This window comes from Bradyrhizobium ottawaense, from assembly GCF_900099825.1.
Taxonomy (GTDB): Bacteria; Pseudomonadota; Alphaproteobacteria; order Rhizobiales; family Xanthobacteraceae; genus Bradyrhizobium; species Bradyrhizobium ottawaense_A.
On record NZ_LT629693.1, the window covers coordinates 900,614 to 922,698 of the forward strand.

The following is a 22,085-nucleotide window of genomic DNA, read 5'->3' on the forward strand; positions in this document are numbered from 1 at the left end:
TATCGTCCCCGTTCATGCGACAGGTTTGGGGTCTGGACCGGATTTCGTTCATCTCCGGTTCCTATAACCAAAGGTATATAGGGATATCAGGGATTTGGCTCTAATATTCACAATTGTTTCGCAACTTATTCATCAAATCTCCACAAGGGGAATTTTCGACGATTTATTAACAAAACATCATAACTGGAGGCTGAGGGGTCCTTCGGGCTGAAGAAACCCAAGTAATTTCGACAACCAAGACTTCCATCAGATCAGACGCTTCTGAAACCCGTTTTGAAAACAAACGGGGGCGTTGGAGTTTTGGCTGGGTACGTATGCGTAATGCGGGAGGTCATCATGCGTTGGCGACAGTCATTTGCAACCATTCTTATTGGAAAGAGCATCTTACTTAGAGAAGGGATTGCCAGAGTTCTGCAGGCGGAACATTTTCGCATCCTTGGCTCGGTATCGCGCGTCGAGGATCTGCTCTCACGCAAAATCCCACAAGACCGACAGCTGTTTCTCGTTGTTCATACCGGCGATGACTTTGACACCGCGGTCAAACAAATCGAGCTGTTCAGGGATCAGTACCCCGGCGGGCGCATCGCCATCGTGGCCGACCACTATCGACCAGTCGAAATGGTTTCAGCATTTCGGGCAGGCGCCAACGGTTACTTTGCCGACGTCATCACCTGCGACGTCTTCATCAAATCCCTGGAACTGATGATGATGGGTGAAACGATCTTCCCACCCGCATTTCTGTCATCCGTTCTCGTTGCCGGAAGCAACCACCTCAGCGAGGCGGCGTCGCCCAACGAAGACAGCAGGGCGATCCTCGCCACAACCGCACACACGATCGTGCCGCAGCTTTCACCGCGGGAACAGTTAATCCTGCATTGCCTAATCGAGGGCGGCTCCAACAAATGCATCGCGCGAAAGATCGACATCGCGGAAGCGACGGTGAAGGTCCATGTCAAGGCCATCCTGCGCAAGATCCGGGTTCAGAACCGGACGCAGGCGGCGATTTGGGGAATGAACAACGGGTTACTGAAACGACCGGCAAACGACAGTTCCCCGCCCGCGACTTCCGATGTGACCAAGCTGCTTCCAAAACCCGTCGAGGTGCTGTCCGGAAACAAGCAAATCGAGGCATCGGCACCGCTGGACGCTATCGAGCACCATGCGAACAACATTAACGTGCCTCGCATCGATCGCCTGATCCGCAACGGCATCATCCATAGGACTAATGGCGCGGCACGGCATGGCAAATAGCCGGCGGTGGCGCCGTTCCGGCGACTTTCTCCACCGGCGCCAGGATTTGAAAGTGAGCAAGTCACGACGATTGATGATCACCGGATTGCTGTGCGTTCTGCCGGTATTCCTGTCGACAGATCGCGCAGCACAAGCCTACGAGGCGTTGTCGAAGACGCGCGCCGTCGTGACGCCGTCAATGTCCTATCCTGGTTATCTTCAACCGGTGACCGATGCTGCCTTTGGGACGCCCTTCACGCGGGTGACGGACCCGGGCCAGAAACTGCTGCCGGGGATATCTTGCAAGCCGGCTTATTGCACGCATCGCTATTCCAGTTCGCAGGCGTGGAACGCGGATCAGAGCCTGTTGCTGATCGTCAACGGTTGCTCCGGCTTCTGCTTCCTGAACGGATCGACCTATGTTCCGCTGTTTCATCGCACCGTTCCCAACGAATGCGAATGGCACCCGGTCGATCCTGCGTTGATGATCTGCGTGGCCGGCAGTGAAATCTATACCTGGAATCCGCGCCTGGATATCAGGACCGCAGTCCATGTTTTCGCCGAATACAAAAATCTGCAATTCGGTCCTTACAAAGGCAACCCGTCCAAAGACGGAACCAGGCTGGCCGTGCGCGCAACAAACAGCCAGGGTGAGCTTGTGGCTTTCGCCTACGATATCCCGGCGCAGCGGAAATATCCGGATATCAAGCTGGCAAATTTGTCCGGCCACAACGGATATTGCACAATCTCGCCCTCCGGACGCTACGTGTTCTGCGCCAATGCGACGTTCGACGGGACCGACACCGCCTACGTCTTCACGACAGATGGCGTTCAACTGCAACACTGGACCGAGCACCATCGGCCAGGCCATGGCGACATAACCACCGATACCGATGGCAGCGAGGTGTATGTCGGCATCAGCAAGGCAAACCCGGACAAGTTTCACATCATCAAGCGGCGGCTGGACGACGGTGCCGTCACTGACCTTGCGCCTTATGGCGACGGCCAGCACGCTTCGATCCGTAACATCAACCGTCCCGGCTGGGTCTTCGTAACCTACAGCGGCACTTATTCCGAGGTCGCCGGACACCTCGACGGAACACAGCTTTATCAGGAAGTCATCGCGTTGCGGATCGACGGCAGCGGCGAGCTGCGGCGAGTGATCCAGACGCGTAACGCCAAATACGATTACTGGAGCGAATCCCATGCCTCGCCTTCCCCCGACGGCTCGCAAGTCATCTGGTCGAGCAACTGGGGGATTCCCGGCGGCCCGGTCGCGGATTTCGTCGCGCGGCTGTCGTGGCCGGCGCCAACGACGTCGGATCAACGCGGCAATAACCCAACGTGACTGCAGGAGAGTGCGCCATGCTCAACGTCCGATCGGCTCTCAGGGAGGCGGCCTCATTCGCCGGATGCGCGCCGCACCTAGGCAAGGCGCGCGACGCAAGATCATTCGTGCTTGCCGTCGCTCTGCTGTGTTCGATCACGCCGGCAAAGGCCGAGTATAGACTGCATGTGGGAGACGTGATCGAGATCTCCGTGGCCCGGCTCCCCGAACTCAAGCAACGCGTCCCCGTTCAACTGGATGGAACCATTTCGTTCCCGCTGATAGGGACGCTGCCGGTCACGAACCTGTCGCCGGCGGAGGTGCAAGCCAAGGTGCAGACCATGCTTGCGACGAAGGTCTTTCGGCAGCGCGCGCCGGACGGGCACGAGAACTCGGTGACGATCGAACCAGATGAAGTCGTCGCGACTGTCGTCGAATACCGTCCTGTCTACGTTAGTGGGGACGTTTCCAGACCTGGCGAACAGGCCTATCGTCCGCTCATGACGGTACGGCAGGCCGTCGCTCTGTCGGGCGGTTACGACGTCGTCCGGCTGAGAATGAACAACCCGATTCTCGAAGCCGCAGATCTGCAGGCCGAGTACGAGTCGCTTTGGACTGGATATGCCAGGGAACAGGCGCATGTATGGCGCCTCCAGCAGGAACTGGGACAGCAGGTTACGGTCGACCAAAAGGCGTTGCTCGATGTTCCGGTTGCCCGGTCAATGGCGCTTGCGATCGTCAACGTCGAGGCCGAGCAGTTCAAGACCCGCCAGGCGGACGAGAAGGCCGAAAGAAGTTTCCTTGCGCGCGGGATCGTTCAGGCTGATGAACAAATCCAAGTCCTTTCGGAGCAGCTGAAGACCGAAGATCAGGGAGCGCAGGCCGATGTCGAAGAGCTGGAGCGAGCCAAGGAACTCTTCAACCGGGGTACCTTGACCGCGCTCCGCGTCAGCGACGCGCGTCGCGCAATGCTGCTGTCATCCACCCGGAAGCTGCAGACCACCGCACAATTGATGCAGACCAAGCGGCAACGGGATGATTTTTCGCGACAGATCGAACGGTTCGACGGCCAACGCAGGAGCGATGTGCTCCGGGAGCTGCAAGACGCTACCCTGGCTCTCAGCACAATCCGATTCAAGCTACAGAGCACCGGCGAAAAGCTTCAGTATACAGCCCTCGCCAAGTCACAGCTTGCACGCGGCCTTGGCAACAAGCCCGCGATAACAATTGTCAGGAAAGGCGCCGGCGGCAACGAAACTGTACTCGCGAACGAGGATTTCGAACTTCAGCCTGGTGATGTCGTCGAGGTTGCCTTGCGGGTTGCGCCCGGCGCAGATGTGAGCGGTCAATAGCGGCCACGAGCGCCCTTGGCAGGCCGAGGCTCCCGTTCCTACAAGGCTTGCGTTACCTACAAGGCTTGCGCACGCTCCGTCGCTATCTCTCTCGCAACACCTCCTGATTGTATCGCACCAGAGGCGAAATCAGGTAGCTGATGATCCGCCGCGAGCCGGTCTTGATCTCGACCGTCACCGCCATCCCGGGCGAGAGTTGGACGGGCCGCCCCTCGACCTCCATCACGCTCCGCTCGAGGCTGACGCGCGCAGCATAGACGAGTTCCTGGCCCTTCGGTTCACTCGACGTACTTTCCGCACCGGCAGGTTGGTCCCTCGTCCGGTCCTCACGCCGGTCGCGCGTGATGGCATCGCGCGAAATGCCGAGTACGCGGCCATTCAGCAGCCCATAGCGGGTAAAATTGAAGGTATCGATCTTGATCGCGGCGCGCTGTCCGGGGACGACGAAGCCGATATCGCGGTTCGACACCATCGCCTCGATCTCGAGATTGGAGTCGAGCGGTACCAAGGCTGCGAGCGTCTGGGCTGGGGTAACAATCCCTCCGATCGTATGCACCGCTAATTGTTGCACGACGCCGTCAACCGGCGCGATGAGAATCTGCTGCTTCGCCTTCTGTTCTCCCTTGATCACCTCTTGGGCGAGACCGGCGGCCCGTTGTTCGGCTTTCGCGAGATCATCGTAGAGCGTGCGACGGTACTCCGCCTCGACCTTGAACTTGGCCTGAGCGAGCTCCGCCACCGCGGCCTCGGCCTCGCGCAACCGACTCTGCTGAACAAGGACGTCATGCTGCTGGCCGACAAGGTCCTGAAACTCGGTGAGATAGATGATCTTGGTGCCGATCGCCTTATCGTAGAGATATTTGCGTACGTCCACCCGCTCCTGCAGCAGCGGGATCGTGGCGTTTAATTTGGCGATCGTCGCCACAATTGTTTCGCGTTCCGCGTCCTTCTGCGCCAGTTGTCGGTCAATTGCCGCCAGCTTCGCGGCATGTTCCGCCTTCTGGCTCGCCAGGAACTGACGATGCATCTCGACCAGCCGCTCGCTCGCACCCGCTGGCGGCGTGAAGTCGGCGATCGGATGGGCGTCCGCGGCAAGTGCCGCGCGTAAGCGCGCAATGTCGAGTTCGACGGCGATCAAATCGCTTTTCACATGGTCAAGTTCGGCGGCACTGATGGTTGGATCCAGTTCGATCAGCACGTCCCCCGCCTTTACCGTTGTGCCATCGCGAACATGAATCGCCCGCACTACTCCCGTTTCGGCCGGCTGGATCACCTTGGTCCGGCCATTCACAACGATCTTTCCGGGCGCGGTTGCTACGACGTCGACGATGCCGAGCGACGCCCAGACCAGCGCCGCGCAGAACAGCAGGATGACGGTCAAGCCGATGGCGCGGCCGATCGGTGACGGCGGCGTCTCGACCACCTCAAGCGCGGCCGGAAGAAAGGCCGTCTCGTATTCCCGCCGCTGCCGCTGGCGGCTCGGGAACTGGATGATTTTCCTGGCGGCCGTCATTAACCGTCCGCCTGCAGTAAATGGAGGCTCGCATACCGCCCGTTTGAACGGATCAACTCGTCGTGGGTGCCGTCTTCGACGACGCGTCCACGCTCGATCGTAAGGATGCGATCGGCCCGGCGCACCGCGGAAAGCCGATGGGCGATAACGAAAACGGTACGGCGTTCGCATATCCGGTTCATATTGTCCTGGATGATGCGTTCGCTCTCGTAATCAAGCGCGCTGGTGGCCTCATCGAAAATCAGAATGCGGGGATCAGTCACCAGCGCACGGGCGATGGCGATGCGTTGCCGCTGACCACCCGAGAGGCTGCACCCTCGCTCGCCGACGACCGTGTCGTAGCCCTCGGGAAGCTCAAGAATGAACTCATGCGCGCCAGCCAGATTGGCGGCATCGATGATCCGCTGCATGGACATGGCGGGATCCGCGAGCGCTATATTCTCGGCGACGGATCGATTGAAAAGGATGTCCTCCTGCAGAACAATGCCAACCTGTCGCCGTAGCCAGGCGGCATCGGTCAATGCGAGATCGACACCGTCGATGAGGACGCGCCCGGTCTCCGGCACGTAGAGGCGCTCGAGAAGCTTCGCCAGCGTGCTCTTGCCAGATCCCGACGGGCCGACGACACCAACTATCTGCCCGGCCGGAACATGAAAACTGACGTCGTGCAGGATTTCCGGCCCATCGACGCGATAGCGAAACCCGACGTGGTCAAAGGTGACAGCCCCGCGGATCGGCGGGAGCACGGCGCGGCCGATGTCGATCGTGGGCTCCGGGCGAGTATTGAGGATGTCCCCGAGTCTCTCGATCGAGAGGCGGGCTTGATGAAAGTCCTGCCATATCTGGGCGATGCGCAAGACCGGCATACTCACGCGATTGGCCAGCATGTTGAAGGCCACCAGTTCGCCGACAGTGAGGCTACCCTCGATCACCAGCTTTGCACCGAAAAAAAGCACGGCAACGGTAACCAGATGGTTCACCAGTTGCACGGCCTGGCTCGTGATATTACCGAGGCTGAGGACGCGGAAGCTTGCGGAAACGTAACCGGCGAGCTGCTCCTCCCAACGCCGATTCATCTGCGGCTCAACCGCCATCGCTTTCAACGTCTGGATGCCGGTGATGCTCTCCACCAGGAACGCCTGATTCTCCGCCCCCCGACGAAACTTTTCATCCAGCCGTTCGCGGAATAGCGGGGTGGCGACCGCTGAAATGCCGATATAGAACGGGAATGCGCCAGCAACGACGAGCGTCAGAACGGGGGAGTAGACGAGCATCACCGCAAGGAAAACGACCGTAAACAGAAGATCGATCACGAAAGTCAGCGCTGAACTCGTCAGGAAGTTGCGTATATTCTCGAGCTCCTGGACGCGGGCAACGGAATCGCCGACACGGCGGGTCTGAAAATAGGTTAGCGGCAGCGCCACCAGATGGCGATACAGGCGCGCGCCGAGCTCGACGTCGATGCGGTTGGTCGTGTGGGAAAAAAGGTAGGTGCGCAAGGTGCCAAGCGTTGCCTCGAACACTGCGATCACCACAAGACCGATGACGAGAACCTCAAGCGTGCTCAATCCGCGATGCACGAGAACCTTGTCGATAATGACCTGGAAGAACAGCGGGCTGACAAGCGCGAACAACTGAAGGAAGAAGGAAGCGATCAGCACCTCGCTCAACAGGTAACGATATTTCTGTACAGCGCCCAGGAACCAGGTGATGTCGAACCGCCGTGAAAGATCGGAGAGCGACGCGCGACGCGTCATCAGGACCAGACGACCGTCCCAGAGCGCCTCGAATTCAGCACGGGTCAGCTTGATCGGACGGAGCTCCGAGAGACGTTGCACCAGGACTACGTCGCCCTCCGCCTTGCCGAGCACGAGAAAGCCGCCATCGTTGAGGGCCGCGACCGCCGGCAAGGGCGTGCGCGCAAGACGTGCCCAGTTCGTGTTGATCGTGCGCGCTTTAAGTCCAAAATCCCTTGCGCATCGCAGCATCTCCGGGATGCCGACGCTCCGTGTGCCCAAACGGTGGCGGAGCTGCTCCTCCTCAGCCGCAACGCCATGCAGCCTAAGCAGCAAGACAAGGACGAAAAGCCCGGTTTCCTCTTGCGACATCATCTGCTGGTTTCCCTGGGCGCGAACAGGCCCGAGATCGCCGATCTATCCGTCCCGCCTAATGGCATCGTCTGTCCACGCATCGTTCGGTCATCACAGGTCAGCCAGGCGGTTTGGTCAGGAACGCGTTGACGCCACCGAGCCCCGTTTGCTGCGAACTCACCAAGGCGGTCAGGCTAGTGCCGGCTGCGCCCTGGCTGGAGCTGGCCGCCATATACTGATCGAGCAGCGCTGCGAACGTCGAGTACGACGACGGAGCCAAGGCTGGAGCCACATTGACCGGAAGGATCGATGCAGCCGACGGTGATGTGATCGGAGGATCGGTGACAACGATCGTTTGCGGCGTCGAGGTAACCGCGCCACCCGGTGTCGAATCGCTTGCCGTAAGGGTGACGTTGTTTACCGGCTGGCCTGAACCTGTATATGACGAACTCAGTGTCAGGCCACTGTTGACCTCGGCTGCGCTCAAGGTAACCGAAGTGCCGCTGAAGATGGTTTGATCAAGACTGTCGGTGATCGTCTCGTAACTGGCCAACCCGCCTACCGTCACTGACACCACGTTGTTGGCATCTCCCGGCGAGACCTGGACGCCCAGCGAGATGGAGCCTCCCGCAGCAACGGTCAGCGCCGCACTGCCGATCGTAAGCGTCGGTGCCGGCGGCGCAGACTGGGGATCGGTTATCAAGACGCCGCCTGCTCCGTCACTGGCGGCCGCGAAGCCCGCACCGCCGAGGCTGGAGGTCTGGAAGTCCAGACTGGCCGCCTGGTTGGCGCCGTTCGATACCTGCAGCACACCCGTCGACGCGTTGTAGCTGAGCGTCACACCGGCCGAGGAGAAATTCTTGAGATCTATCGTGTCCCCAGGGGCGAAGGCTTGCAGCTGCGGTCCCGCATAGGATGTGGTACCGACATTGGTGCCGAACAATGCGGCGTTGTCGATAATAAGCTCGCTGCTGCCGCCCTGGAAACTGATTTGCGTAGCCGTTCCGGAAGCCGCGGCAACTTCAAGCGTGGCACCGCCGCCGAGTTGGAAGAGGCCGGTGCTGTTTGGATCAACAGCTGTTGACACATCGAGTGAGCCGGCGATGCTCACCGTGCCGTTGTCCAGGACGGTCGGGGCAATATTGGAACCATTGAGCGTCCAGGTCGCGCCTGCATCGACGGCAAGGTTCTGGAAGTTGTTGAACGAGCCAGTGCCCACTCCGCCGATCGAGCCTGTGCCGCTGGCGAGCTCCAGCGTGCTCGTGCCGCTGCCGCCGGTGACCCCGCCGATGAACACGGCGCCGGGGTCGACCACGAGCCGATTGGTCGCACTGCCCGAGAAGTCGATGGCGTAGCTCGCGCCGGAAATCGTGCCGGCGTTTGTCACCGTGCCGTTACCGCCGGAGAGGAAGATGCCGAAGGCGCTGCCCGCGATGGTCGCACCGGCGAGGTTCGTGATACTGCCGCCGCCCTCGATATCGGCAGCAGCGCCGGCTGTCGCAACGATACTTCCGGCATTGCTGAGCGTCGTAGCACCTCCCCGCGCGAAGACACCTGCGGACTGACCCGAGATCGAGCCGAAGTTGGCGATACTGCCGCCAGCCACGAGACCGACACCGTGAGCGCCGGAGATGCTGCCGCTGTTGCTCAGCGTTGCGAGAACTCCGGTGGTGAAGACACCGAACGCGCCGCCCGAGATCGATCCGCCCGAATTGTTCGTAATGCTGCCGCCACCCGCAAGCGCGACGCCCGCACCACCGCCAGTCGTCGCATTGATGCTGCCGCTATTGGTGACCGCCCCTGATCCTCCCGCGGTGACATAAACGCCACTGCTGGCGCCCGTGATCGATGCGCCCGCGCTGTTGGTGACGCTGCCACCGCTCAAGAGTTCGACGCCAGCGCTATTTGCACCCGCAATGCTGCCCTGGTTCGTGACGGTGCCGCTGGCTCCGGCAAGGAAAACGCCGAAAGAGCTGCCCGAAATCAACCCGGTCGAATTGTTCGTGATGCTGCCGCCGCCCTCGATATCGGCGGCAGCCCCGGCCGTCGCACCGATGCTGCCGGAGTTGCTGATCGTCGCGGCGCCTCCCCGCGCAAAGACGCCGGCGGACTGGCCCGAGATCGCGCCGACGTTGGCGATGCTGCCGCCGGCCACCAGACCGACACCGTGAGCGCCCGAGATGCTGCCGCTGTTGCTCAGCGTTGCGAGAACTCCGGTGGTGAAGACGCCGAACGCACCGCCCGTGATCGATCCGCCCGAATTGTTCGTGATGTTGCCGCCACCCGCAAGATCGACACCCGCACCACCGGCATTCGCCGCATTGATGCTGCCGCTATTGATGATGGTGCCTGATCCTCCCGCTGTGACATAGACGCCACTGCTGGGGCCCTTGATCGAGGCGCCAGCGTTGTTGGTGACGCTGCCACCTTTCAAGAGTTCGACGCCAGCGCTATTTGCACTCGTGATGCTGCCCTGGTTCGTGACGCTGCCGCTGGCTCCGGTAACGAAGACCCCGAACGAGCTGCCCGAAATTGACCCGGTCGAATTGTTCGTGATGCTGCCGCCGGCCTCAATATCGGCGCCGGCGCCGGCCGTCGCGCTGATGCTGCCGGCATTGCTGAGCGTCGCAGCAGCTCCCTGCGAAAACACGCCAGCCGACTGGCCCGAGATCGAACCGGAGGTAGCGTTCGTGACGCTGCCGCCGGCCCCGAGACCGACACCGTGAGCGCCCGAGATGCTGCCGCTGTTGTTCAGCGTTGCGAGAACTCCGGTGGTGAAGACACCGAACGCGGCGCCCGAGATCGATCCGCCCTTGTTGTTCGTGATGCTGCCGCCACCCGCAAGAGCGACGCCCGCGCCACCGGCATTCGCCGCACTGATGGTACCGCTGTTGGTGACAGTCCCTGATCCTCCCGCCGTGACATAGACACCAGCGCTGCCGCCCTTGATCGATGCGCCCGCGTTGTTGGTGACGCTGCCACCTTTCACGAGCTCGACGGCGCCGTATTTCGCACTCGCGATTTGGCCAGTGTTCGTGACGATGCCGCCGGCACCGGTAACGAAGACCCCGAACGAGTTGCCCGAAACTGACCCGGTCGAATTGTTCGTGACCTTGCCGCCATCGGCGAGATCAATGCCGGCGCTGCCTGTCCCGCTCGCGCTGATGCTGCCGCTGTTGGTGACGGTGCCCGCCGCCCGGTACTTGACATAGACGCCGCCATTGAGACCCGAAATGGAAGCGCCGGCGGCGTTCGTGACGATGCCGCCAAGCCCGAGAACGGCGCCGTCATAGGTAGCACCCGAAATGCTGCCTTGGTTCACAAGCGTGGTGAAGCCGCCCTCCAGGAAGGCTCCGAACTTGTGGCCCGTGATGGTCCCGGTTGAGGTGTTCGTGGCGCTGCCGCCGTTCTCCAGATAGATGCCGGTGCCTTGGGTCCCTGTCCCGGTAATAAAGCCAGCGTTCGTGAGAGTCCCGGGATTGCTCTCGAAGAAGACGCCGGCGCCCAGTGCCGAAATGGACCCGGACGCAGCGTTCGAAAGACTGCCGCCGCCAGCAATCAGCACCCCATGATGGGTAAGTCCTGCGATGCTGCCCGCATTCGTGACCGTGCCGGCGCCGCCGGTGATGAAAATGCCGGCCCCACCAGCGCCTGAAATGGAAGCGCCTGAGGCGTTCGTCACGCTACCGCCTTTGAAGAGAGCGACGCCGTCGTCGACCGTCGCGGTGATCTTGCCGAAGTTCGCGATCGTCCCGATGGCGCCTTGGACGATGGCGCCATCCTCGCCACCCGTAATCGAACTGGTGTTGGTCACCAGGCCTCCGGCTCCCAAGCCGACGCCATAGGCCACGCCGGAGATCGTGCTGCGGTTCGTCACTGTACCCGTAGCGCCCGTGATGTAGACGCCCGCGCCAAAACCTAATCCGGCCCCGAGTGCGCCGAGACCCGAGATCGACCCACCGACGTTATTCGTCACGCTGCCGCCCGCGCGGAGCACGAGGGCATCATTGCCCGAAATCGAGCCGGTGTTGCCGACGATGCCGCGGCTGGCCAGCGACACGCCATTGCCGCTGGAAGCGGAGACCACGCCCGCATTCGAAATCGTCCAGGTGGTGCCGGCTCCCCCGTCGATGCCATCGGCAGAACCCGTCGAGGTCACCGTGCCTGTACTGGTGACGTAAAGAGGATTGTCCAACAATCCCAGAACTACCGGACCGGTCGTGCTGCTGCTGATCGTACGTGACATCGATCTCTCCTTGATCGCCAGAGAGCAAATGCATAAGCCAACCGCCGCTCTCCGTGCCTGGCTAAGGGCCTAAGGGCGCGCGAGCGCGGTAATGCCGCGAGGCAAAAATGATGAAGTTGACGCCGCCGGAACTTGACACGATCGCACCGTCGCCGGGAGATCAGTAAATTTGTCCAAGATGTCGGAGAACGGCGCCTTAATCTGAGAAGTGAAAGTCATCGTAACACCTCGATGCCCCTACGTTACTGGCCAGCGGAAGATTTCTCTACCGCGCGATAGCGCTCTTGTCCTTTGTTGAGGATCGAGCCTTGGGCCGGATTCTCAGACAGGCCGTCCGATGAGAATACGATAGCACGTCGTCGAGCGAGTGAGACAGGATCAGCCGGACAATACGCGACACCGCCAAGGCAATTTGGAAGTACCCCTTCAGCTTGTGCATCTTTTAACAACCAGACCTATCTCGAGCATGAGGTGAGGCCGCGGGTTGGATCAGGCGCGGCTGAGGATGCACTTTATGTTGCCAGCCGGGCACGATCTGTTCGCCAGCTCCAGGGCCAGAGTTCATCAATGCATTTGGCGGGGTGATTTTGTCGGCGCGCCAGAGCGTTGGGGAGCCAGGCCGCCCTTGGCCGCCCCTTGCTTCAGCACACCCAGCTTCACCTTGGCCGCCCGTTTGCATAATTGTGAACCAAGAGGACCTCCTGCAGGGCCGATGCGCTTTCAAGCGCGACGTCCGCACGTTGCGAGCCCCAACTATAGACGGCGTCAAATGCTGGCGCGTCGACGTATCTCCGCCAACGGTCGAGGATCTGACGCATCTGATCGGCCGTCGGCAGCAGATACTGACCGCCGAAATCGTCTACCCAGTCGCCGCCGCCAAAGGCTTGATAGAACGGAACCATGCTGCTGCGCGGGATGCCCCAAGACGTTGCCGCGGCAATGTAACGGTCTATCATGTCGAAATCACAGCCATGCAATTCCGTCCGGCATGGGTAGGGGTCAAGCCCGAACAGATCGACGTGCGAGTTAGCGGGATTGTAAGTATTTTTGAACGAAGGCGTCTTAGACGAAGACAGGTTCATCAGGACGATAAACGTCATCGCTCCGGGCACATGGCTGTGCACCCAGTCCGACTCCGCCTTCAGGTTGTCCGGCCTGCAGGGAGCGGACAGTCTGCCAGACTCGAGTATTTCCCTTGGATCTGGGTCGTCCATGAGAAAGAACCCAAACACTTTTGAGTTGCCGATATATGGCTGGACGGCTCTACGAAAATTCTCATCAGCCCCGTTGCATTGACCGATCCACACAAGCCCTTTCACGTCGGCGCCCAAAGAGTCGAGCTGGCTCACGCTGCTGACGTCCGCCAAGGTGAATCCTATTTTGCCCGGCAGGTACTGCCCATTCCTGTCGAAATTGCCATTTGGGGCATAGTGGAGCGGCTTGTCCGGTGACCCTCGGTTGCCGTAAGCCAGGGTAAATGCTGGCCAAGCCAGCACACTCAAAGCCAAAGCCGCTATCGGCAAATAACGGAACGAAGCGGTGGTCGGTGCCTTCATCTGCATGGTACTTGACATCTGTTTGCGACGTTAATGACGGCCGTTGCGGGCATCGTCGGGTCGGCCCAGGTCCGGTCGGGCAGGTGCTGCGTCGCGCATGACGCATCGCCGCCCAGCGAAATCTCATCACGACCTGCCTTACGCAGGTTGCGGCAGAGCCGGGCGCCGCCCAACCGCGCACCAGAATGGGAGGTTTTCGGAGAAGCGGATGTCTTCGAGGCCAGCCTTGCGCATCATTGCGTCGATCTGTGCACGAGAAAAACGTTGCTCTAACGGAGTAGCGAACCGGTCGAAAGCATTGGTGCGCATGATGTACAGGCTCTTGTCGCGGTACCAGCTGAGCGGCAGGTTGTCGGGGCTGCCGCCCAGGCGCTCGACCACTGCGCAGAGCCTCGCGACAGGCCAATAGACCGTCGCTGCGATTACCTCGGTGAGCGCCCTCTTCGACCAGAATGGAAGGCGCGCGATGCCACGCCGCACGACGTCCGTTCCCTTCCAGATTCCACGGTACCACCAGGGCCGCTGGTCGAGGGCATAATAGAGGTAAACAAGAAACGGCGCCCCGGGCTTCAGCAGCGCAACGCACGCCTTGATGCCGGCCATGGTGTCCGGGATGTGGTGAAGCACGCCGAGCGAGTAGCAGAAATCCAGGCTGCTGGGCGGCAGGGGAATGACGTCGACGCTTGCATGATGGAAAATGCAATTGCGCTGACCAGCGAGGTTTTGGCGGGCCACCAAGATCGCCGACTCGCTCGCGTCGATGCAGTGCAAGGTTCCGACTCTGGGTGCAACCCGCACGGCCCAACGGCCGCTGCCGCAGCCGATATCCGCGCCTACCGCGCGATCGGGCAAGGTATCCCAGGGGAATATAGCGAAATACTCTTCGAAGCGCTGTGCGGTCTTTTCGTCGCCCGGCAGGCGGTTTTGGTTGTAAGTGGACCACTGCAGGCCGAACGAACTGACGGTCTTCTCGTCGATATTTCTCATTTCCATGGTGTTACCTTTCAGCAAGATGAAGTCTGAAACGATCCCGTGCACACTTTCTGGCAATCACTTCCTTCCGTCGGCTCTTTCCATGGCACCAAATCAAACCTGGCAGTCAGCTGAAAAACCCGCGCGCCTTCTCCTTGGCGGCGATTCGCTGGGGACCACCCTCTGCGACCAGGCAGAGGGCGATCGAGAACCAGAAGAGGGGATGTCGGATTATTAAGCCGGTCATGCAATATATGCTAAGGCCGCAGATCAACGCGGCGAGCCCTGCCAGTCGGGCCTTGTATGCAATAAAAACGGAAACGCCCAAGATCCAGACGAAGCTTAGGACAGCGATCATTCCGCCCTGGGTGAGTAGATCAAGAAATGTATTATGCGCTTCGAAATTTGGCGCAGATGACTGCTGCGGATGCTCGATGTTCTCAAGCTGATCCTCCGTGTCCTCTCTCGCTCTTAGTATCGACGCGGGTATCTTGAGGTGGGGGCCCGGGCCCAAGCCTAACATGCCAGAATCCATGCCCAGTTGCATTGCGTTCTCCCAGAGGGTGAACCGCAAATCGGACTCCTGCCCCAGGTCCTTGCCGCCGTTTTTCGACAGTTCCTTGACGAGACTCCCAGCATCCATGGCGGCCACAACGGTAAATGAAGCCAGCATCAGCGGCAGACCGAGTGCGATAATCCAGGCGAATGCAAAATGGATGACGTTCCTGCGCTCCGACAGCCATGCACGCAGCTTGAGGACGATAAAAATCGGTCCGGATGCCACAAGCGCCAGGGTGAACGTGTCGCTCTCGGTCATCCGGCCGACATAGATGGGCAGAATCAAGCAAGCGATGGCGACAATTCGGCCGCTGGGTCGGGTTGCTGTCTCGGCAAGGTGCAGCGATATGAGCGCGAGCACCGCGCAGAGCAGCGAGAGCTGGTTCGGGTTGGACGACCAGCCGCGAAACCTTTCCCAAAACCAGGGCTGGATCAGCGGGATGTCAATTAGTTTCCAGCCAGCCGCGACCTGAAGCGCAAGGGAGGCAGTGCCGAACGTGATCAGCAGCCAGGAGACGCGGCGCAAACGAAGCTTCGCCCCTGGGTCAACCACGCTCAAGCAACTCACGGCAACCAGAAGGGGGTAGGCCATTACGTCGTGAAGAACCCAGCGCGGATCGTACTGCTGTCCGATAAACAATGCTGTCAGAAAACCCAGACTTAGGGAAAAGGCAAAGACCGTCCAAAAGAGCAGTAGCCGTAAAAGAGCGGGAGTCAGTGGAGGACCGAGCCGATTCAGCTCGCGCACCAACATGAGAATGAGCCAGATCACCAGGCACAATTCGCCGGGTCCGATTGGCAGATTGCCGAGCCGAAGCTGGGACGCCGTCGCCAGCAGTATGCCAAGCGCAAGCAACGCGTCGCCTGCTATCGATGCGTCGTTCGCGCGGAATGCGCGCGGCGTAGGAACGGAATTTCCCGATCCGCCGGCCACGGCAACATGAGACCCTCTCGTAGCAGAGAACTCGGCACCACGAGAATCGTCGAAAAAAAAACTTCGACGCCCTGCCAATGCATCCTCCCAAACATCAGTCACCTTGAGACAATCAGCGCGCATGCTTCCTGTCTCCCACCCGCAGCGCCGTGACACGGCCCGGCCCAGTTTGTCTTCTCGTGGCCACTGCTAGTTCAAGCTGTAGCCGAGCCGGTCCATTACGGGCTTAAGGATAGGGATCACCGGTTCCAGATGCCTCCGATAATGGCGATAACGGAACCGGGATCGGTCGTACAAGTTCTGCTTCACCTGCGCGTAGCTTGGGGTATGCGGCACACGTTGATTGTCCTGGAAGTTGACGCAACGCTGGTCGAAGCTCTCGCCGGCGAAGTCCAGCATACGACGCACGCTGCCTGACATATCCTCCACCATGTCCTCATAGCGAATTGGCAAGTACCGCAGTGCCATTTGCGCTCGATAGTGATGGACGAGGTCCATCACCAACACGTAGTGCTGCGCAATCGTCTCCAGCGCAAAAGCACAGAAGTATCCGTGGGTCAGGTGATGGGAATACGCGGATAGAACGACATCCAATGGGTGACGTAAAATGTGTATCAACGGTGATCGCGGGAAGATCAGAGAGATCAAGCCGATGTGCATTTCGTTCAAGGGCATCTTGTCCGTGAAATAGGTGTCGCCCTGCTTGATGACTCCTCTAAGCTCTGCCTTCTGCAGGTAGGCGTCCCGCAACGCATCGGGCCCGCGCCGATTGTCTCCCATCCACAATTCGGCCAACGCTTCGGGATAGGCCAATGGGCTGCCGAACAATCGTGGAAGCGTATCGCTGAACTCGTTGATGAACGGAAGCTCATCGCCGGCCGAAATCCTTGGATGGCCGGACAAGGCCTGTTCCGCCAGCGTGGTCCCCGACCGCGGAAAGCCCATGATGAAGATTGGCTGCGCAGCGCCCTCCCGTACGGACGCCAGGGGCATTAGCCGCAGCCGATCACTGACGAAGAATTGCCGCAAGCGATCGGCGGTCTCCCGCGCCTCCTGATCGAGATATCGCTTTCCAGTGATTTCGCGCGCCAGTCGTTTCGCCTCATCGAAGCAGGCGAAGGCTTCATCATAGCGCCCCATCCTGTCGAGAATCCGGCCCTTCTCGAGAAGTTCGTTGGAGTCGGAACGAGCCCTGGCGGAACGGCCATTTTCGTCGCCGCCTGGACCGGGTTCGAACTCGGCGAGGGCCGCCGCAAACTTGCCTTCGCGCGCATGCAACGTCGCCCGAGCCACCCGCAACCCGGGATCATCGGGGCAAATCTCTGCGGCTCGGTCGAGCTTTGCCTTGGCGGCAGCGAAATTGCCGTCGGCTTCCTCGAGCTGGCCCCACCCAAACAGGGTTTGGAAAACGTCCGGTGCCGCTTCAGCGGACTCATTGTAGAACTCGCGCGCCTCCGCGATCCTTCCCTGGCACTTGAGGTTCCAAGCCAGGTTGGCCAATAGAATCGGGTCGCGCGCACCGGCTATTTCCAGGACGCGACGATAGTGAAACTCGCCGATATGCGGGCGCTGAGCTTCAGTCAGGATCATGCCCATCAAGTTGTGCGACCGCGGATGTGCCGGTGCGAGACGCACTGCATTTCGCGCATGATGTTCCGCGGAGGCCAAGTCGCCTCGTTGGAACAGCAGCAATGCCAATTCCTGGGTGGCGTCGACGTTATTGGGCGCGACAGCGACAAGCCGCTGCAGCAGCGCGAGTGCCGCCTGCTCGTGACCCGCACGCCGGCGGATCTGATAGAGGATCCAGAGGGCATCCGGAAAACGGGGGGCTATGTCCAGCGCCTCGAGGCTTCCCGCCTCGGCCGCGACGGGGTCGCCGCTGGCAAGCGCCCTGGCCGCACGATTGGCGAGAATATCGATCCGCTCCCTCACCTCGGGGGAGGCTGCGAAAGTGGGATCCAGTTCGCAACATCGGCAGGCCCTCAAACCGCTGCCACAGCCACACAGGGCGTCTTGCGCATTCGCACCATGCGCGACGATTCGACCGAGGGGTGCCAGCCCGTATCCTCCGTCGGGCGCCTGCGATGGGAGAGCGCGGCGATCCTGGGCATCCTCAGCGCCGCGTATCTCAACGAACGTGCTCGCGCCCCGATTTGGTTGTGCAACCAATAGCATCAAGTTTCTCCCAGGAAGGCATTCGAGGCCGTACGAGGTGGTCGATGGTCGGCAGGACGTTTCGATTCCCCCTCGCCCCGGAGCGAGGAAGTCCCGTCAAAGCTCAGGCGGCCGCGCCATTTCGACTGCTGGCGTTCGATCGTCCCAAGTTTCGATTTCCTCCGAAGCAAATTGGGCAAAGGCAATGGTCAAGGCAAACTGGTCGAACAAAAGTACTATATCGCTTTGGCGAAACCCGGCCTTGCTCATGTGGAGTAAGACCGCTTGCAGGAGAGCTACTTGCGGTACCCAGAAATGGGTAGGGTTTTGATTGGCCCCAAGCCGCCCGCCTCGTCCCCGACCTTCGCTCTGGACAGGCGCATAGTAAAAGACTGCGGGGGACCTGCCGGTGTTCTTGACAAGCCATGTGGGCGCTCGCCATGCACACTCACACGCGCCCGGTGCGGACCGACAGGCGGCGGCGCACGTCCGAGGCGGAGATCGCCTGCAAGGAGAGATCAAGATCAATCCTTTCGACGGCGTAGCCGACGTCGCGGCCATAGAAGATATGCGTCACGTTGGGAAGCGGAACCACAAGGAAGCGTCCCTCGAACTCGCGAAGAGCGTGCTCGATCCGGGCACGCACATATTCGAAGTCGAACGGATTGTTGTTGTCGGTTCCTGCCGTATCACGGACTGCGATGCAAACCTGGCCGACCCGCCGCACCCCCTCGATGATCAAGGCCCGGTGGCCATTATGGAAAGGCTGGTAACGCCCGACGAACAAGGCGGTCGGCCGTTTAGTATCGAAGACCGGTCGCACACGGCTTGCAATTTCCTCGGCCCAGTACTCGGGCGACCCCTCGGCGGTGACGCGCAAGTCGTATCTCTCGGGCGCGACGAAGATTCGGTCGGTGTCCTCGAACCGGCTCTGCTGCACACGATCCACCCAGACAATGAAGGAGCTTTCGCCCGCCTCGAAGGCGGTACGGGCTTCCCTTGTGGGGCAAATGAAGTCGGCGACGGCGAAGCAACCTGTCTTGACGACCTGATCGCACAGCCAACCCATGCGGCGCGCTTGCTCGACGCGATCGGCGGCACTGAATCCCAAATCCTTGTTGATCTCGCGACGAACATCGTCCGCATTGAAATGGACGGCGTTCAATCGGGGCGCAAGCACCCCCGCAAGCGTGGTCTTGCCGGCTCCCGGCAATCCCATAATGAGGATTTTACGAGTCATCGATGGAGACCTCCAGATATTTCCGTCTTGATGCGCTTCCTGCGTTTCGCCCGAGAGGCGCGATCAGGCGCTGAGCGGCCTCCCTGAAGAAGTGGGGCGTCCGGGCAGAGCTGGTTGCACGGCTTTTCGCGCCTTTGCGCTTGGAGCCTCGGCTCAGAAAGAGCCTCGCCGACCCGGCATACCACGCTGGCCCAATCACCCGGGCTCGGCTGGCGGAACAACCGCGCGGTCGGGTACCAGGGGCTGTCGCTTCGTTCCAGCAGCCAACGCCAATCAGGTGCATAGGGCAGCAGGATCCAGACGGGTTTTCCCATCGCGCCCGCCAGATGCGCCACCGCAGTGTCCACGGTGACGACCAGATCGAGCGTTTCGATGATGGCCATTGTGTCGGCAAAATCGGCAATCGCGGCGCCCAGATTTAGCAGCGGAGCACGGCCGAAATAGTCCGCAATCGCGTTCTGCTCCGACCCTTTCTGCAGGGAGACCAGAGTAATGCCACCCAACGCAGCAATTGGCGCCCACGCCGCCAAGCTCATGGAACGGTTGAGATCATTGTTGTGCGTTGGCCTGCCGGCCCAGACCATACCAACGCGGCGAATGCCGGGCTGAATCAGGTCCTGCAGGCGAGCCCGCCAAGCCGCGGTGCGCGCCGGATCGGCGTGGAGATAGGGGGCCTTGCTCGGAATCGTATCGAGGGTTGTGCCATGCAAGCGTGGCAGGCCGGACAGCGGACAATAGGTGTCGAACGGCGGACATTGGTCCCAATGGCCCACCACTTCAAGCGCCGGATGAATCTGCCGGATCACCGGATGCATGAGCGGGTCGGCCACGACCACCACCCGGGGGCAACGAGCGCAGACCCACGGGATATAGCGGCAGAACTGGATCGAGTCGCCGAAGCCCTGATCGGCGATCAGCAGCAACGTGGCGCCAGGCAGCGGCGCTCCATCCCATTGAGGGCGCTTATTCGGAGGCAGCAGCGGCGCCGCACCAGCGATCCGAAAGCGCCACTCATACTCCTTCAAGCCTTCCGCAAACTCGCCACGAAGCAACAGCGCCTCGGCCAGTTGGAAATGCGGACCCGGTGCTGCAGGATCGACCGCCAACGCGCGACGAGCACAGGCGATGCTCTGATCCAGCTCCAATTTCCGATAATGAGCGATCGCCAGGTTGTGCAGCGTCTGGAGATCATAGGGATCCCTATCGAACGCCTGATACCCGACGCGCAGGGCGTCGTCGTAGCGTCCGAGCCGCTCGAGGATGGGACAGAGGTTGCGGCGAAACACGATGGCGTCCGGGGCCAATCCGATCGAGCGCTCGATCATTTCGGCCGCCGCTTCGTGGTGTCCCATGCGGAAGAGCAGAACGCCTTTCTGGTGCAGAGCCATCGGCTCATTCGGAGCAGCCGACAGAATGTGGCCGAGGATTCTCTCTGCCTCGGAAAATCTTCCTCCTTCCGAGAATTCGGCGGCGACCTTCAGCAGTTCGTCCAGCGGAACCGGCACCTTCGGCATCGGAGGTTGGGCCGGCATCGGCGACGCCGCCGTCAACCTGGTCAGGGCACCCGTTTGCGGTCCGCGCGATGCATCGCCGGCGATCAACGGTTTCGGGGGTTTCCCGTCGTCTTCACGATGGAGGGACGGAGATCGTTCGCGCAGCGCCTCCACCACTTCCTCGCCGGCGGGCGTGTGCGGTGGGTGCGAACCTTCGTCGCAGGATGGTGAAAGCGCGTGTTCTTGCATCGATCGTTTCAGGCCAAATGACGGGGCAGGTCCAGCGTGGATGCCACGAGGAATTGCGCGTTTGCGAGAGCCGCCGCCTGAGCGCCGCCGCAAAGGGCGACCACGACAAGCACATCGCAACACGAGGCAACCCGCACACGAATGCGAGCGACCATCATGTGATGAAATCCATCTGCCGGCGGACCTGCTTGTCGGAAAAGCGGCCACGCCACCACTCGACCGTCCTACCCAGCCCCTCCCGCAACTTGACCCGCGGGGACCACCCGGTCACACGTGCGAAGCGGGTGGAATCAGCCAGCAGCGCTCGCACCTCGGAATTGGGCGGCCGCAGACGCTTGCTGTCCTGCAGCACAGGTTTGCCGCAGGACGTCAGATCGACGATGATGTCGATCAGATCGCCGACCTTGATCGCCTGCTGACTGCCAGCATTGTATGCCTGGCCGTATTCGACGCCATCGGCGAGCCCGGCCGCCATGAATGCCGCAGCCGTATCCGTGACGAACGTGAGATCGCGGACGGTCGTCGCGTCGCCTACCATGATCGCGGGGCACGAAGGATCGAGTGCCTGCCGGATAATTGTGCCAATGATCGCTCTCTCACTTTGTCGTGGCCCGAACGTATTGAATGGCCTCAGAATTACGACTGGTACACCGAATGACCTGGCGAACGCCTCCGCCATCATATCCGCGGCTATTTTGGAAGCTGAATATGGCGATTGCCCCTGCAATGGATGGGATTCATCGATCGGCATCGTCAGAGCGGTGCCGTAGACCTCGCTCGTCGACGTCTGCACGATCCGCTCGGTACCGTGCTGCCGCGCCGCCTCGAGCACGTTCAAGGTCCCGAGCACGTTCGTTTCCACATAGGATTGCGCCGCGATGTACGAATAGGGTATCGCGATCAGTGCTGCGAGATGAAAGACGATTTCGTGTCCATGCACGAGGCGATTGATGAAAGCTGCATCGCGGACGTCGCCACGGACGAGCTTGACTTTCCCTCGGACCTGCTCCGGCAGCTCGTCAAGCCAACCATGGCTGTCGAAGGAATTGTATTGAGCAAGCGCGGTAACTTCGGCTCCCGCCGAAACAAGGGCTTCAGTCAGGTGCGAACCGATGAAGCCGTCCGCACCCGTTACGAGGATCTTGGCACCAGTGTAACTCATGGCCATCGA

Annotated in this window: 13 protein-coding genes; 3 read left to right on the forward strand and 10 right to left on the reverse strand. The window is 60.8% G+C overall.

Annotated features, from left to right (window positions below; all coding sequences use genetic code 11):
• Window positions 1-336: 336 nt before the first annotated feature.
• Genes BLR13_RS04480 through BLR13_RS04490 form a run of 3 tightly spaced genes read left to right on the forward strand, consistent with a single transcriptional unit; the run spans window position 337 to window position 3,909 of the window.
• On the forward strand, window positions 337-1,251 hold the full coding sequence (locus BLR13_RS04480; RefSeq protein WP_079587979.1) for a LuxR C-terminal-related transcriptional regulator: 915 nt from the start codon (window positions 337-339) through the stop codon (window positions 1,249-1,251).
• 52 nt (window positions 1,252-1,303) lie between these two features.
• Complete coding sequence (locus tag BLR13_RS04485; protein ID WP_244525091.1) at window positions 1,304-2,578, forward strand: hypothetical protein; 1,275 nt, start codon at window positions 1,304-1,306, stop codon at window positions 2,576-2,578.
• 17 nt (window positions 2,579-2,595) lie between these two features.
• Window positions 2,596-3,909, forward strand: coding sequence for a polysaccharide biosynthesis/export family protein (locus tag BLR13_RS04490; protein WP_079586784.1), 1,314 nt, complete (start codon window positions 2,596-2,598; stop codon window positions 3,907-3,909).
• 82 nt (window positions 3,910-3,991) lie between these two features.
• Here the strand turns inward: BLR13_RS04490 and BLR13_RS04495 are convergent, their stop codons facing one another.
• The 10 genes from BLR13_RS04495 to BLR13_RS04540 all read right to left on the reverse strand — a co-directional run bounded on the left by BLR13_RS04495 (window position 3,992) and on the right by BLR13_RS04540 (window position 22,076).
• Complete coding sequence (locus BLR13_RS04495; protein WP_074827270.1) at window positions 3,992-5,422, reverse strand: HlyD family type I secretion periplasmic adaptor subunit; 1,431 nt, start codon at window positions 5,420-5,422, stop codon at window positions 3,992-3,994.
• Window positions 5,422-7,533, reverse strand: coding sequence for a type I secretion system permease/ATPase (locus tag BLR13_RS04500; RefSeq protein ID WP_074827268.1), 2,112 nt, complete (start codon window positions 7,531-7,533; stop codon window positions 5,422-5,424). Before BLR13_RS04500 ends, BLR13_RS04495 begins: the two co-directional genes overlap by 1 nt.
• 97 nt (window positions 7,534-7,630) lie before the next feature.
• Entirely contained in the window at window positions 7,631-11,758 is a 4,128-nt protein-coding gene (locus tag BLR13_RS04505; RefSeq protein WP_143039793.1) for a beta strand repeat-containing protein, read from the reverse strand.
• Window positions 11,759-12,414: 656 nt separating this feature from the next.
• Window positions 12,415-13,320 carry a hypothetical protein gene (locus BLR13_RS04510; protein ID WP_244525092.1) on the reverse strand — a complete coding sequence of 302 codons (906 nt, stop codon included), beginning with the start codon at window positions 13,318-13,320 and terminating at the stop codon, window positions 12,415-12,417.
• Window positions 13,321-13,452: 132 nt separating this feature from the next.
• Entirely contained in the window at window positions 13,453-14,364 is a 912-nt protein-coding gene (locus tag BLR13_RS04515; protein WP_244525093.1) for a class I SAM-dependent methyltransferase, read from the reverse strand.
• A 49-nt stretch (window positions 14,365-14,413) separates the two neighbouring features.
• Window positions 14,414-15,901: an O-antigen ligase family protein gene (locus tag BLR13_RS04520; RefSeq protein WP_079586783.1), complete on the reverse strand. Its 1,488-nt coding sequence runs from the start codon at window positions 15,899-15,901 to the stop codon at window positions 14,414-14,416.
• A gap of 66 nt (window positions 15,902-15,967) precedes the next feature.
• Complete coding sequence (locus BLR13_RS04525) at window positions 15,968-17,953, reverse strand: tetratricopeptide repeat-containing sulfotransferase family protein (protein WP_079586782.1); 1,986 nt, start codon at window positions 17,951-17,953, stop codon at window positions 15,968-15,970.
• Between the two features lie 427 nt (window positions 17,954-18,380).
• Complete coding sequence (locus tag BLR13_RS04530; protein ID WP_244525094.1) at window positions 18,381-19,172, reverse strand: adenylyl-sulfate kinase; 792 nt, start codon at window positions 19,170-19,172, stop codon at window positions 18,381-18,383.
• The gene (locus BLR13_RS04535) at window positions 19,169-20,914 is read right to left on the reverse strand and encodes a glycosyltransferase family 9 protein (protein WP_143039792.1); all 1,746 of its coding nucleotides are present in this window, start codon (window positions 20,912-20,914) and stop codon (window positions 19,169-19,171) included. The genes BLR13_RS04530 and BLR13_RS04535 overlap by 4 nt, the downstream gene beginning before the upstream one ends.
• A 154-nt stretch (window positions 20,915-21,068) precedes the next feature.
• The gene (locus tag BLR13_RS04540) at window positions 21,069-22,076 is read right to left on the reverse strand and encodes an SDR family NAD(P)-dependent oxidoreductase (protein ID WP_074831899.1); all 1,008 of its coding nucleotides are present in this window, start codon (window positions 22,074-22,076) and stop codon (window positions 21,069-21,071) included.
• Between the last annotated feature and the right edge of the window lie 9 nt (window positions 22,077-22,085).